The sequence below is a fragment of the Asticcacaulis aquihabitans genome (assembly GCF_032490435.1).
Classification (GTDB): domain Bacteria; phylum Pseudomonadota; class Alphaproteobacteria; order Caulobacterales; family Caulobacteraceae; genus Asticcacaulis.
This window is the reverse complement of sequence record NZ_JAVGWM010000006.1, coordinates 132,551-145,951: the sequence shown is the minus strand read 5'-3', so window position 1 is coordinate 145,951 and position 13,401 is coordinate 132,551. Positions and strand designations below refer to the sequence as shown.

At 57.5% G+C, this 13,401-nt stretch carries 15 protein-coding genes and 1 tRNA gene; 13 read left to right on the top strand and 3 right to left on the bottom strand.

The genetic code is table 11. The annotated features are described in order from the left end of the window. Window positions 1–286 precede the first annotated feature (286 nt). The 10 genes from RCJ00_RS19680 (at window position 287) to RCJ00_RS19635 (ending at window position 6,183) form a co-directional block, all read left to right on the top strand. On the top strand, window positions 287–805 hold the full coding sequence (locus tag RCJ00_RS19680; RefSeq protein WP_316224063.1) for a porin family protein: 519 nt from the start codon (window positions 287–289) through the stop codon (window positions 803–805). Between the two features lie 159 nt (window positions 806–964). Continuing rightward, window positions 965–1,186, top strand: a complete 222-nt coding sequence (infA, locus tag RCJ00_RS19675; RefSeq protein ID WP_023450735.1) for a translation initiation factor IF-1 — start codon at window positions 965–967, stop codon at window positions 1,184–1,186. A gap of 9 nt (window positions 1,187–1,195) precedes the next feature. Continuing rightward, window positions 1,196–1,774: a Maf family protein gene (locus tag RCJ00_RS19670; RefSeq protein ID WP_316224062.1), complete on the top strand. Its 579-nt coding sequence runs from the start codon at window positions 1,196–1,198 to the stop codon at window positions 1,772–1,774. Beyond that, window positions 1,771–2,781 (top strand): ribonuclease E/G, encoded by a 1,011-nt coding sequence (locus RCJ00_RS19665; protein WP_316224060.1) that lies wholly within the window; start codon window positions 1,771–1,773, stop codon window positions 2,779–2,781. Before RCJ00_RS19670 ends, RCJ00_RS19665 begins: the two co-directional genes overlap by 4 nt. Further along, on the top strand, window positions 2,778–3,017 hold the full coding sequence (locus RCJ00_RS19660; RefSeq protein WP_316224058.1) for a DNA gyrase inhibitor YacG: 240 nt from the start codon (window positions 2,778–2,780) through the stop codon (window positions 3,015–3,017). Before RCJ00_RS19665 ends, RCJ00_RS19660 begins: the two co-directional genes overlap by 4 nt. A 108-nt stretch (window positions 3,018–3,125) precedes the next feature. Continuing rightward, a tRNA-Phe gene (locus tag RCJ00_RS19655) sits at window positions 3,126–3,201 on the top strand. A 162-nt stretch (window positions 3,202–3,363) separates the two neighbouring features. Further along, window positions 3,364–4,557 (top strand): tyrosine-type recombinase/integrase, encoded by a 1,194-nt coding sequence (locus RCJ00_RS19650; RefSeq protein WP_316224057.1) that lies wholly within the window; start codon window positions 3,364–3,366, stop codon window positions 4,555–4,557. Between the two features lie 475 nt (window positions 4,558–5,032). Continuing rightward, window positions 5,033–5,431 carry a hypothetical protein gene (locus tag RCJ00_RS19645; protein ID WP_316224056.1) on the top strand — a complete coding sequence of 133 codons (399 nt, stop codon included), beginning with the start codon at window positions 5,033–5,035 and terminating at the stop codon, window positions 5,429–5,431. Further along, entirely contained in the window at window positions 5,428–5,631 is a 204-nt protein-coding gene (locus RCJ00_RS19640; protein ID WP_316224055.1) for a hypothetical protein, read from the top strand. Before RCJ00_RS19645 ends, RCJ00_RS19640 begins: the two co-directional genes overlap by 4 nt. Window positions 5,632–5,808: 177 nt before the next feature. Then, window positions 5,809–6,183: a hypothetical protein gene (locus tag RCJ00_RS19635; RefSeq protein WP_316224054.1), complete on the top strand. Its 375-nt coding sequence runs from the start codon at window positions 5,809–5,811 to the stop codon at window positions 6,181–6,183. Between the two features lie 111 nt (window positions 6,184–6,294). On the opposite strand, the gene RCJ00_RS19630 is transcribed toward RCJ00_RS19635, so the two are convergent. Beyond that, on the bottom strand, window positions 6,295–7,047 hold the full coding sequence (locus RCJ00_RS19630) for an HNH endonuclease (RefSeq protein WP_316224052.1): 753 nt from the start codon (window positions 7,045–7,047) through the stop codon (window positions 6,295–6,297). Between the two features lie 194 nt (window positions 7,048–7,241). Between RCJ00_RS19630 and RCJ00_RS19625 the strand changes: the two genes are divergently transcribed. Genes RCJ00_RS19625 through RCJ00_RS19615 form a run of 3 tightly spaced genes read left to right on the top strand, consistent with a single transcriptional unit; the run spans window position 7,242 to window position 9,605 of the window. Beyond that, window positions 7,242–8,042 carry a TIGR04255 family protein gene (locus tag RCJ00_RS19625; protein ID WP_316224051.1) on the top strand — a complete coding sequence of 267 codons (801 nt, stop codon included), beginning with the start codon at window positions 7,242–7,244 and terminating at the stop codon, window positions 8,040–8,042. Further along, entirely contained in the window at window positions 8,039–8,776 is a 738-nt protein-coding gene (locus tag RCJ00_RS19620) for a hypothetical protein (protein WP_316224049.1), read from the top strand. The genes RCJ00_RS19625 and RCJ00_RS19620 overlap by 4 nt, the downstream gene beginning before the upstream one ends. Window positions 8,777–8,783: 7 nt before the next feature. Continuing rightward, window positions 8,784–9,605 carry a hypothetical protein gene (locus tag RCJ00_RS19615; protein ID WP_316224048.1) on the top strand — a complete coding sequence of 274 codons (822 nt, stop codon included), beginning with the start codon at window positions 8,784–8,786 and terminating at the stop codon, window positions 9,603–9,605. A gap of 146 nt (window positions 9,606–9,751) precedes the next feature. Here the strand turns inward: RCJ00_RS19615 and RCJ00_RS19610 are convergent, their stop codons facing one another. Then, window positions 9,752–10,438 carry a DUF6118 family protein gene (locus RCJ00_RS19610; protein WP_316224047.1) on the bottom strand — a complete coding sequence of 229 codons (687 nt, stop codon included), beginning with the start codon at window positions 10,436–10,438 and terminating at the stop codon, window positions 9,752–9,754. An 18-nt stretch (window positions 10,439–10,456) separates the two neighbouring features. Next, a complete protein-coding gene (gene traA, locus RCJ00_RS19605) occupies window positions 10,457–13,393 on the bottom strand; it encodes a Ti-type conjugative transfer relaxase TraA (RefSeq protein WP_316224045.1) in 2,937 nt (978 codons plus the stop codon). Window positions 13,394–13,401: the final 8 nt, after the last annotated feature.

The following is a 13,401-nucleotide window of genomic DNA, read 5'->3' as shown; positions in this document are numbered from 1 at the left end:
CGGCAATAATTGCCTATCCTTATGAATTCATTACATTTTCTTCATTCATATTGGTTCATCAAAGCGGCCTGAATGCGGCGCAAACCAGCCATATATCACGCCGTTCGCCTTATACGGGGCCAGACCGTGACCATAAGGTCTTATTTGGCTGCAATTACCCTAAAATGACCTAGTAATAGCCCCACGAAGGGCGGATCGAGCCTCCATATTACAGTCAGGCGACAAGATGATCGCCCGGCCCGCATCCTCCCCGATGCGTGACCAATTTAAATTTGGAGCACAGACTATGAAGACCTTTTTGATCGCTACCGCCGCCGTGGCCACTCTCGCTATCGGCACCGCTGCTTCGGCTCAGGACGTCGGCCATGTGTATGGCTCGCTCGGCTACCAGCAAACCGATAACGACAAGACCGATACCAAGCTGGGCAGTGTCAATGCCCGCGTCGGCACCAAGATCACCCCGCATTTCGGCGTTGAAGGCGAAGCCGCTTTCGGTACCGATGACGACAACACAGCCGCTGGCCGTACCAAGCTGACCAATAAGGTTGGCGTCTATGGCGTCGGCTATCTGCCGGTATCCAGCAGCTTCGACCTGATCGGCCGCGTCGGTGTCTCCGACACCAACCTGAAGTCGCCCGCCGTAAACGGTAAGTACGAGCAAGGCACGGCTCTCGATTACGGCGTTGGTGCGCAATATCACATCAATCCGGAATACGCCGTGCGCGCGGACTACACGCGTTCGGACTTCCAGAGCGATAAGGGTACGGCCAATACCGCTACCATCAGCCTCGTGAAGGCGTTCTAGTTTCCCCTTTCTAGAACCCGTTTCGTGCGCCCCTTGCCTTCGCGGCAAGGGGCGCATTTCGTTTTAGGGCTTTCCACTTCCAGCCTTTGGGTATAAAGGGCGCAATCTCAATTTTCTCAACGGCCTGAGTCTTCAGCAGGCCGGTAACCAGAGGGCCGAATGGCAAAAGAAGAACTACTCGAGTTTCCGGGCACCGTGGTCGAACTGCTTCCCAACGCGACGTTTCGCGTAAAGCTGGAAGAGTCGGGTCACGAGATCATCGCCCACACCGCAGGTAAGATGCGCAAGAATCGCATTCGCGTCCTTGCCGGCGACCGCATTCTGGTTGAAATGACGCCCTACGACCTGACCAAGGGCCGCATCACCTACCGCTTCAAGTAAATTTGTTCCGTGGCTGAACGCGCTAGATTTATTTTGGCCAGCGCCAGCCCGCGCCGCCGCGATTTGCTGGGCTTGATCGGCCTGGCCCCCGATGCCATCGTCGCGGCCGATCTTGATGAAACCCAGCTGAAAACCGAAACACCGGCGCAACTGGCGCTGCGTTTGGCTGTGTCCAAGGCGCAGGCGGTGGCGGCGGACACGGACGCCTTCGTACTGGCTGCCGATACGGTCGTGGCTGTGGGGCGGCGAGTGCTCGACAAGGCCGCTACGGACGCGGATGTTGCGGCATGTCTCACCCTGTTGTCCGGTCGCGGGCATCGCGTCTATACGGGTGTTGCCGTGGTCAGTCCGTCGGGCAAGCTGTCGTCGCGATTGGTGGAAACACGCCTGACCTTCAAGCGCCTGAGCGCCGCCGATATGGCCGCCTATATCGCCTGTGGCGAAGGGGTGGGCAAGGCCGGTGGCTATGCCATTCAGGGTCTCGCCGGGGCATTTGTGACGCAATTGGTCGGCAGTTACACCGGCGTGATGGGGCTGCCGCTGTATGAAACGCGCACCCTGCTCGAAGGCGCGGGTCTTAGCCGGTGAAAACCCTGGCCTATGACAGCCGTTTCGGCCTGGCGCGAGGCGCGATCCTGATCGATGGTCGTCCGCATGTTTATCTCGAAGGCTACGAAAATGACCCCGCACTGACCCTGCTCGGTGTGCGCTCGGTTGCGCGTCTGCGCACCAAGACCGGTGGCATAGCCTTCCTGCGCCTGGCGGACGGCGGAGAGGCCGTTCTGGACGCCCCGCAGGAGGCCGTGGCCAAGATCGCGGAAGGGGCGGCGCTGGAGGTTGAAATCATAGCCGAAGCGCGGCGTGAGAAACGCGCCCGCGCGCGCCTGATCGCAATGGCGCAGGGTGAGCCACGACGAGTGACGCCGGTGCGCAACCTGAAGGCTCGCCTCTTGGCCCGTGTCGATGGGCCGGTTGCGGAGTTAAGTGAGCCAGACGCCATAGCCGATGCCCTGGACGATGCGGAGGAGGGGGCGCTCAATCCGTCTGGTCCGCTGCCGGAAGGCGGCTTTCTCAGCGTCGAACGGACGCGCGCCCTGATTGCCTGCGACGTTGATTCGGCGGGGGGAGATGGTATTGAGTCCGGTGTGGCGACGCCCCGCGCCTTTGCTAAGGCGTGTAACGAGCGTGCTGCCAGCGATATTGGGCGGCGCTTGCGTCTGTCCGGCCTGGCCGGTCTCGTCGTCGTGGACCTAATTGGCAAGCGGCACGATGCCGACACCTTGCGCGACAGACTACTTGCCGGCTTTTCCGGCGAATCGATCATTGTGGCGCCGATCGGAAAATTCGGCACGTTGGAATTTGTGCGGCCATGGGGCGCTTGTCCGCTGATCGACGCCGACCCGGTCCTGCGCACGGCCCACCGGCTGCTGCGCGACGCGGTGAAACGTGCGGCCGACCAGCCGGGACGGCTGATGACCTTGCGTGCGCCGCCATCGGTATTAGATATTGTGCGTCCGTTATTGGCTGCATCCCATGATCCGCTGTCGGCGATCATTCGCCTGGGCGCCGCCGCCAAGCCAGAGGTTATCCTATGAGTATCCGTTATTGCACCCGTTGCCGCAAACCCTACGGCGAAGCGATCGAAGGCGTTGTCAACGTCGCACCAAGCTATGCGCCGTTTTGTTCCAAGCGTTGTGCCGATGTCGATCTAGTCCATTGGCTGAAGGGCGATTACGTCATCGACGGCGCCGGCGGCCTGTCGGTCAATGACGAAGATGCCGATAGTGACGCCCCATCCGGCCTTCAGTCAAAAGATGATGGGGAAGACTGACAAATTTTTCAAAAATACCGCCGCTTATGGCTGGACAAGCCCAATTACCTCGCCTATAGACCTGCCTCCCTCCCGAGGACGTCCCTTAGCGGACACGCTCATGAGAAGGCCTGGATAGCTCAGTTGGTAGAGCAGCGGATTGAAAATCCGCGTGTCGCTGGTTCGATTCCGGCTCCAGGCACCAGTTCCTATTCCCAAGACATCCCACGCAAGCTGGCAAATCCTTATAAAATAAGGTATTCTGGCATTCGTTAGTCCGGCGACGTCCCAGGATATTCCACTCCATCTTTCGGTTTGTGGGTATATTTTGCGGGTATATTCCGGACGGTGAATCCGGATACCCGCAATGTCACTTTCAGATGCGTTCGTCAGGGCTGCCAAACCCAATGCCGATAAGGATTACAAAGTCGCCGATGGGGGAGGATTGTACCTTTTGATAAGTAAGGGAGGGGGCAAACTCTGGCGAGTCCGTTACCGGTTCGCGGGTGTCGAAAAACTCTTGAGTGTGGGCGCCTATCCTGAGGTCGGATTGAAGGAGGCGAGGCTACGGCGGGACGAAGCGAAACGCCTAATCGCTAACGGTGTTGATCCCAGCTTTGAAAAGAAGCGTAAGGCCATTACTGCCTCGCTTCAGGCAAACAACACTTTTAAGGGTGTTGCGAGGGAATATATTGAAAAACTTGAAGTTGACGGCATCGCCGAGGCGACCAGAAAGAAAACCAATTGGTTGGCGTCGCTTCTCGAAAAGGATCTGGGTAACCGCCCCATAGCAAACATCGAACCCTATGAAGTCGTTTCGGCTCTTAAAAAAATCGAAAAGCGAGGCAACTTTGAAAGCGCAAAACGTGCGCGATCTTTCGCAAGTCGCGTTTTCAAATATGCCATATGGACTGCACGTGCCAAGGTTGACCCTGCCGCGGACGTCGGCGGCGCGCTGAAATCACCCAAGATTGTCCATCATGCAGCTATTCTCACGCCAGAGGGCCTGGGAGGCCTATTGAGGGACATCGAAGGGTTTGAGGGGCACATGACAACGCACGCAGCCCTTCGCTTCGCTCCACACGTCTTTGTGCGCCCTGGTGAGCTTCGCCACGCCGAATGGTCTGAGTTTGATTTCGACAAAAGCTGCTGGCGCATCCCTGCGTCCAAAATGAAGATGGGAAGCGAGCACGTTGTTCCCCTCTCACGGCAGTCGGTGGGAATTCTTTTCGCCATTCGGGATATCACGGGGGAGGGGAAATATGTTTTCCCATCAATACGAACGGGCGATCGTCCTATGTCCGAGAATACGATCAACGTAGCTCTACGCCGACTTGGCTACACATCTGACGAAATGACTGGCCACGGCTTCAGGAGCACTGCTTGCACATTGTTAAATGAGTCGGGGGAATGGCAGCCCGACGCGATTGAAGCGGCGTTGGCACACCAGGATAAAAACAAGGTGAGGGGCAGTTACAATCGGGGCCAATATTGGGCTGAGCGAGTGGCTATGGCGCAATGGTGGTCAGACTATTTGGACAGATTGCGCGAGGGCGCCTAGGCAAATACGTGGGTAACCGTCTACGCGTTGCCAAAAATCAGCAAGCAAGCGATGCGCTCGCATTGGTATTTCGACAGCGTATAAGTCCGGTTGACTCATTGGTTACTCCTAAAGTGTTTTCGTGCGGATGGGACATTTTGCCTGTTTTTGGCGAATTCATAGCCGAAATATCAGATTTTTGCCCGGTTCCGGTTGTGATAGGTTTGGCACCATGCGACCTTTCAGAAAGATGGGCATGCCAACCTCGTCATCTCGACTGGTCAATTTTCGCAAAGGCGCCTAGCCGAATACCGACCTGGCTGACCTTGCCGGCGGCAACGGGTAAGAGCGGCAGCTTTCCGGAAGGTGGTTCCATTGTTGCGCCCAGTATCCATCGTGTTCGGTGCTTCGGGTCGTGGATTGAAATCCGGACTTGCAATTTCCTAGCTGTATTGTCGATTGAGCATTTAGAAGATTCCATTTTCAGGGGTGAGGAATGGCAAGAAGGACGGCTTCAATCGACGCCATCATAACAGGCCTGGCCGACGGAGGGCAACTCGGCCTCGTGGCCTTGGAAATCGATAGGCTCGAACCGCGTTCGCAGCCGAAGTTGCGTGGAGGCGATACGCATTTCGAAGACCGGCGCCAGATCGACATTGCCGGTCGGCTCGTGTCCCGGGTCATCAACAATGAAATCGATCTACGCCGTGGTTTGCAGGAGACAGCCGGGAGACTGGGCGTTAAGCAGGTCGAGACCATCGAAGCTGTTCCCGATTACCGACCTGCGCGGGTGGTTGATGTCTTGACCGATGCAGGCCGGATCGAAGCGCTCGAGACCTTTCTCTACACTTGGCATACCCAGATCGGCCGCTCCCGCGAGGGGCAGCTAACATGACGAAGGCGCCCACAAAGAAGCCCAAAGTTGCGCCAGCGCTTGAAACGGCCGTGAAGGACGCCGCCAAGGTGCTGAGCCTGCCCCTTCCCGATATCCTCAGCAGTAACGGCAAGGCCTACGAGGCCTGGTTTCTTTTCTCGCTGGCGGACCGGGTGCGCCAAATGGGTGTCGACATCGCACCCTATGATCATAAAGACTAGGCGACATCGTTATTCAAGATCAAGGGCGGGCCTGGCAATATCGCCAGCGCCTCAGCCAAAGGGAAACAGCCTTGCCACTTCCGGATCGAAAGCGGCAAGATCTTCCCGCTAGAGCTTCACGTCAGCATCAAGCACGTTGGGGGCAGCGGCGAGACGCACGAACTTGATGTGAGCTTGATGCCTAAGTTCGTCGTCGATGGCATACGCAAGCGATCAACTGGCGCGCCCTACCAGGGTCCACGCTATCTCTGCATCGAGTTGAAGAACCATGCCCAGACCAGTGAACTCGACAAGAATGTCGCGAGAGCCCTTCTCGGAGCCGCTATTGATCTGCGGGCCGATCATTTCGATGTCGGAGAAGGAGTCTATATCGAGACCTACCATTGGCATCAAATGTTCCGTCTTGTGACGGCCGCCAACGTCGGCGACTCCTCGCGAAAGCTCTTGGCCAACTACCAGATCACGTCGTTTCCTGACGTGTATCCGTCGTCAGCCAACAAGGCGAATGCTTTCAATTCGATCGCCGCTTACGTTCACAAGATCGCTGGCTAGGAAAAGTTGGGCGTTCTGCCAGACCGCGCGCTCAAGCATGCGAGCATGTAAATGGTAAAAATCATGGAGCGAGATTCATTTCTCTGATTAGTTTGCCGGCGTGGTCTGATTTTATTCAAATTGCTCGCTGGAACTGCCACGGGCTTGCTTTATTTTTTCGCGTGCAACGGTCTCGGTCCTGGGGCGCGTCACACCCCACCAATGGTTGGCGCCGATGCCGTCGCTACCATGCAGCGGGACGCCATTGTGCCAAAAGAAGTTCCATAAGGTGACGTCTGGATACGCCGGGCTGCGAACATACCTATAGGCGAAGCTGCCGCGCCCGAGATTGACCTCGCGATTTTCACCGCCGTCAAGATAGGGCGACATCGACGCCACGAACGCGGCTTGCGCGTCATTGTGAAGCATCAGGACATCAGGATAGTAGTCCCCTGACAGCGGCCGCCCGAAATGGAAGTAGAACAGGCCCTGGAGGATCATATGCATCAGGCCGGTGATCTTGACGGCATCGATTCGGATCGGGTGCATGGGACGGATCAAGCCGCCGATGTTGACCATTTGCGGCGGGTCGTCGAGGCGGAGGTCTCGCTGTAGTTTGGCGTTATTCTCGATGCGCTTACGAACGAAATCGCGCTGGAATTTGTCGGCGTCTTCGTGGCGGCTGGCGATCGGCAGAATCGCGGAGACATAGACTTCGAGTGCGGATTTTTTGCTATTGCAGTCGGAGCAGGCTGGAACTTGGGGCAGGTGGGCCCGGTCTTCGAGGAGAAAGAACGCGCGCGCAATGACATGATCGGCGGTCGAAGATATCCCGTCGATCCCACAATAAGCGCACGTCTTGCCCTTATATCCTTTGCCAGCCATCGCCGTTGTTCAACCCCAAACGCATCCTAATCCTCAGCTGAAGAACTGTCGGCAAATGGCTCACCGACGTGTGCAGTCTTTTGCTCTATTGCGCCGCTCAAAGTGATTAGATACGGACGTGCCATAAACAAAACCACTTTACGCTCTATTTTACAATATGTAGTAGACACATCGGGACATGTGGGAGACTCGGTATGACGCAAATGATCTTTGATCCATTCGAAAATGCCTATGATGAAGTGCCGCTCACCAACGCGCCGGTGGTCCGCGCCATATGTCAGGTGCAGTTCCCGCCGATCATAAAGGTGTCCGAGCGTCTATTCATTGCCGACTTTCAGGATGCCATTAGGTCCTTTTACCCGATTTTCATTGAAGATGTGAGTCAGGTCATGACGATGTTGCCGACCGGCGCCAAGCTCGAAAGCCTGCCGGTCTGGCGGTTTTTCGACGTCACACAGGCTTGGCGGGTGAGCCTCACCCAGAATTTTCTGACAATAGAAACCACCACCTATAAGTCCCGACATGACTTCCTGGACAAAGTCGGTTTTGTCTTGGGAAGGGCCTCAGAGACGATCAAACCCAGCCACGCGTTGCGAATAGGGATCAGATATATCAATCACCTGGAGCACGCCCCGGACGAGAAGCCATCCAACCTGCTTCGCGAGGATCTGTGCGCAACATACGGCTCTATAAAAAGCGGTCCGACCAATTACATGATGTCCGAAGTGTTTCTGGCGACGGACGTTGGCTCATTGCGATCCAAGTGGGGGTTCTTGCCGCCGAACTCGACGCATGATGTCGAAAATATGCAGCCAAAGGCCGCCCCATCATCTTTCTTAGATATCGATGCTTTCGTCGATCACTCGACGATGACTGTGGAGTTTGAGCCACACGTTATCGTTGCGGGCGCCGAAAAACTCTCGGCTGCGTGTTATAATTTCTTTCGGTGGCGCGTAAATGATACGCTGATCGAATCAAAAAGGGCTTCCTTATGACCGGGCTATCTGCAGATCACATAGACCTCGCTGAGCGGGCACCTTACTATGCCTATTTGCCGAGACGACGGGCACAATCTGTTGGTAGCTCAGATCCCAATTCGACAATTTTTGTTCTCCTGGACGCCAATAGCATTTTTGTCATCTCCAACAACGTTGAGCGCACGTCAGGATCGCCTGTGCCAGCGAGCCGGTATGCCCAAGGCGATCGGTCTATTGTCACAGTTGCGGTTAATGTCGAGGAGGGCGCGCTCTACGAGCCATCCACACCTGCGGCTTCGCAACTGGCTGCCGATTTACATCGTTTGAAGCGTTTATCCGGTTTGACTTGGGACGGGATTGCCGAGCTTACCCATACAAGCCGCCAGGCTGTTTACAAATGGACCCAAGGCGGCGCAATTGCCGAGGCAAATCAACGTCGCATTTCAAGGCTCCTCGTCGTTATACAGGCGATAGATCAGGGCACCGGCGCCGCTACTAAAGTCTTGCTCGGCGAAAACTTGGATCACCGCACCGTCTTCGATCACCTGAAAGATGGGCATTTTGATTTGGTTTCAACAGCTTTTCGCAGCACGCTAGTTTCCAGCGATGAAAGCTGGGGCAAGGTGTCTCCACGTCTGGGAGAGCCGCCGGCCTTAGCAACGCAGATGCAAATGACTGAGAACCTGGAAGCAGACGCCAATCAGCCCATTCAGGTTAAGCCCATTCGCCGTTTCAGGATGAAGACAGCTTGAGACGTGAATGCAAGACGATGATCTCAAGCTAACGGATAAAGAGGTTGAGGATCTGATGCTGTGGCGTCAGGGAGATTATGCACTTGCGCCCAAGGAGTTTGTCTCTGTCCTTGGTGCCGACAGCGAGGGTAATCTTGAGTTTGGGGCCGATCCAAACATTCAAGGTGTCGTCGTAGTCAGCCAAACATGCGACGTTGTTCGCTGCACGCCGGGCAAAGATCACGTCATCGTCGCCCCCTTTGTTGAACTGCCGGAGACGATGATTCCCGCCGCGCAGTCAGGAGCAACACCAGCTTACTACGCCTTGCCAAATGCTCCTGCAGCACAGATCGTTGTTGATTTGAGCCGCATGATGAGTGTGCATAAGAAGGCCTTGGTTGGTTGGCAGAGATCGGCCGGTTTCAATGATGACAGTCAAGCAGCTAGATTTGCTGGTGCGCTCGAACGGAAGTACGGCCGGTTTGCTTTTCCGGACAGGTTTGCTGATGAGGTGATTGCGCCGCTCCGAGACAAATTCAAAAAGCCCCATCGCAAGCAGAATGACAACGGCCGCATTGTTCGGTCCATCCATCAGGTGCGGGTACAGGCGGCACCGGCTTGGGAAGCGCCTGAGGACAAGATTGGATTTCGGTTTGTCTTGGAAGATAAGCCGGAAGCCTCATATCTGGAGGTATCCAAATTTATTGGCGACGTCTTGAAAACCGTGACCCTTCCAACGGGGTTTAGTTTCGAGGAACCCAAGTTTACCCTGAGAGATCTCGATGGCTATAGCGCCAGGGAATGGACCAACAGCCAACGCATCGATTGGGACTATATTTCGGGCAGGTAGCTAAGTCTCTGGCAATTAGAGGGTGTCCGGTTTCGGGCGAACCATACAATCTGTGCCCAAATTTCGCCTTTGGGCGCGAAGGGGTCGACTTACGATTTTTGACTACTGGCAGATTAGCTTTTGCATTAGATACCGCAGCGCATTTTTCATCGCTTAAATCCTGCCTTCACCGTCACACGACACCGCTGGTCTTGACCTGTATGCTCAGCATTCTTTCGACAATCAACGATGGCCTGATGATTGTCGCGTTCCAATTCGAGGGCGCCCAGCATTGCCGCCCACCTCCGTGGATCAGCTGAAGCCATCAACCGCTCGCCAGCCTCCCAGCGGCTTTCACCTAATAGCCATGCCGCGCTGTGCTCGGGAAAAGCCCGCAAACACGCAATCGTCAGCGTAATGGCGAGAATAGCGCCCGCGCCCGCCGCAAGTGCGCTAAAGCGCAAAACCTCACGGTCCTGGTCGTCGGCCTTCCGAGCGATTGCAATCCAACCGGACAGGTCACGATTGGTGTCATTCAAGGCCCTTGCTGCATCCGCAATGGTCCTTTGATCAGCGGCCCGCGCCTCATTCCCTGCCTTGCTGATCTCTTGCGCCATTTTCTCAGCTGTAGTCTTCACAATGGGGCGCTGTGTCAGCCATCCGAGAGACTGCGACGCTGTTGTTAGACTATCGGCCATTATGCCAAGCGTCTCGCTGTAATCCGGCGCGGCGCGTTGGTCGTCGGCCATACGCTCAATGACCTTGCGCATAAATGCTACCTCGCGGCGTAAGTCCTCAAACGCTTCCGTTGGCGACTTCGGGTCTGGCCCGTCAATCTCCGTATTCTCAGTCATGTCAGATTTCCCTTTCTGCTACATGCCAATGTCGAGCCCGCGTGATCGGCCAAGGCCTATGCTCGCGCCAAGCTCCCGCGACAGTTTCCGCTCGGTGTCCCACCCGGGCGCTCCACCCAGGCCCAGAGCGAGGCGGCGGTTGCGCAGGGGCGACTCCATCTGCGGATCGCGCTCCAATGACTTGGCTATGGCGCCCATCTGATTGCGGAGACGATTGGCAGTTGCCGTGTGGCCAGATGCCTCGGCCCCGATCCGACGCGCGTCCATCCGCTTCCAGTCATCGACGAAGCGATCCGCTCGTTTTACAGGATCGGCCCTCATCTCCGCTTCCATCTGGAGCACGCGAATGGACCGCTGGGTGCGTCCGCTGGCGGCTTCGCTGGCCATGGAGGGATCGGCGCTATAGGCCCGTTCCAGATCGGGGGCGGCGTGCTTGTCGAAAGCATTCAACGCCTCACGCGCCTTGATTAAGGCCGTGGTCTGGTGCGGCAGAACCGGCAGGTCCTTGTCTTCCATGTGGAAGATATCGCGCACCGCCCCGGCATGGCGCTGGATCGCGCTGGAGCGCAAAGCATCGCGGTCCTCGCGATAATCGCTAGGCTTTGGTTGTAGTGTGTTGGATCGTTGCCCCAGGTCGAGGCCGTCAAACATACCGCGCACCTTGTCTGGCACCTGGCGGATAATCTCGACGATGCGTTCCCGCAAAGTTATGCCCCGCCGCTCAGCGAAGGCCTTGGCTCCGTCGTGACCCAGCGCCATGTCCTTTGACCGCTCGCGCGCCAGGGTGCGACCGAGGCGGTTCAGATCGTCGAAGTCGTCTCGGCCGTAATGCAGGTCGACGCTGTCACGATGGCGGGAGAGGGCGACATAACTCGAATGGCTATCAAGACCGGGCGTGGCCATGACGTGCACACGGTCGATGGTGACGCCCTGGGACTTGTGGATGGTGACGGCGTAGCCGTGGTCGATGGCATTGTAGTCCTTCAGATCGAACGACACCGACCGGCCATCGTCGAGGCGGACAGACATTCTATTAGCCTCGACAGATTCCGCCGTGCCCAAGGTGCCGTTCTTGACGCCACCGTGATCATCAAGCCCGCGTTCGTTCTTGAGGAACAGGACGCGGTCACCAGAGGCAAAGGTGCGGTCGCCACGCTCAACCTTTACCTCAACGTCGTCGCCCAACTCACGCCGTGCTTTGAGACGGTCACGCGCCAGTGCGTTCAAGACCTGAACCTCGTCATTTGTATGTGTGAGGATCAGCCGCGAGGCCTCGGGATGGGCGATGCGATCCTTATCCCAGCGCTCGACCAGGTCATGCCTGGCATTCTCGCGGCTCTCGGCCTGATGGACATGGCCATGGTCATAATAGGCATGTAGCGCTTGCGTCGTCCGGCCGGTGGCGAGATGACGCGTGGCGTCGCGCTGCCAGTCTTCGTGCTGGCGTCGAACCTGCGTGATCTCGACACCGCCGTGGCGCTCATGGATCGAGCGGAAGGCGGCGCCGGCTTCGATGGCCTGGAGCTGTTCCGGATCACCGACAAGCACGACCTTGGCACCGGCCTCGGCGGCGGCGGACAGCACGCGCTCCATCTGGCGACTGCCGATCATGCCGGCTTCATCGACCACCAGGACATCGCGCGACGTCAAGACCTCACGACCCTTGCCCCACTGATGCTCCAGACTGGCAATAGTACGCGACGCAATCCCAGAGCCTGCCTCCAGGTTCTCAGCGGCAATGCCCGATAGCGCTGCCCCTCTGACGGTGTAGCCCGCGTCCTCCCACGCCTCTCTTGCTACACCCAGCATGGTGCTCTTACCGGTGCCGGCATAGCCGACAACGATACTGAGACCGTCGGCCTTCGTGACATGCGCCAACGCGGCATTCTGCTCTTCGGACAGGGTGAAGCCGCGTGCCTCGGCGCGCCCCAAGACCATCTCCCGGCTGGCGGTTGAGACGCGATGCTGCTCGCGCGCCTTCATCAGATCCGCCGCGCGCTGAAGTCCCTGTTCGGTCTCGATCATATCGCGGCTGGTGAAGCGCTCATCGCCACGCCCATCCTTGCCCAGTTCGATCAGTTCGGGTGATTGCCGCACGGCGGTCATGACGGCGTTGAACTGATCGGCGCCGTCGGAGTGGCGATGCACGAACATGGCCAGGTCGCGTTTGGTGAAGGTTGCCTGAGTGTGGGTAATGGCCTCCAGGGCAATCTTCGGGTTGGCGAGTATCCGCTCACCATTGCGGTAGGCGATATCGGCGTGATCCTCGATGCGCTCGGCCTCAAGACCTTGGCTCTCCATGCGCCGTGCAGCCGCGCCGATCTTGCCTTGCGGCTCCAGATCGATGCCTTGTTCTTCGAGTGTACGATGATCAATGCGGGCGTCGATATCGAGTTCGACAAGGCGCTGATTGACGTGCTCGGCCCAGGCCTCGCGCCAATGCTCGACCAGCTCAACACGGTTCCACTCGCGCACCTTCGGGCCAAAGCCGTCTTCTCTGACTTCACGCATGGTCAGCATGACGTGGGCATGGGGTTTGGGCTGGCCGTCTGTGCCCCCAACGCCACCAGAAAAGTCCCAGTGGACATTGAGATCGGCCACCATGCCCTGATCGACGAACTCGCGCTGAACGAAGTCGCGGGCGAGAGCGATGCCTTGAGGCTGGTTCATCTCGCGCGGTATGGCAAACTCGACCTCACGGGAGAGCTGGGCGTCTTTGCGCTTCTCGAAGGCTTCAACGTCATTCCATAGTCGCTCACGATCCGACCATTGCGGCGGTGCGTTGTCGGGAAGCATGACCTCGGAGTGAACGACGCCCGACTTGTTGGTGAAGTCCTGGGCGCGATCCAGACGTTCATCAAACAATCGGTTGGCCGAACGATAGGCGGCTGCCGCCACGGCGCTGGAGCCGCCCGCTCGGGAAATCACTTTGACGGAGAGATGATATATCGCCATGGCGACAT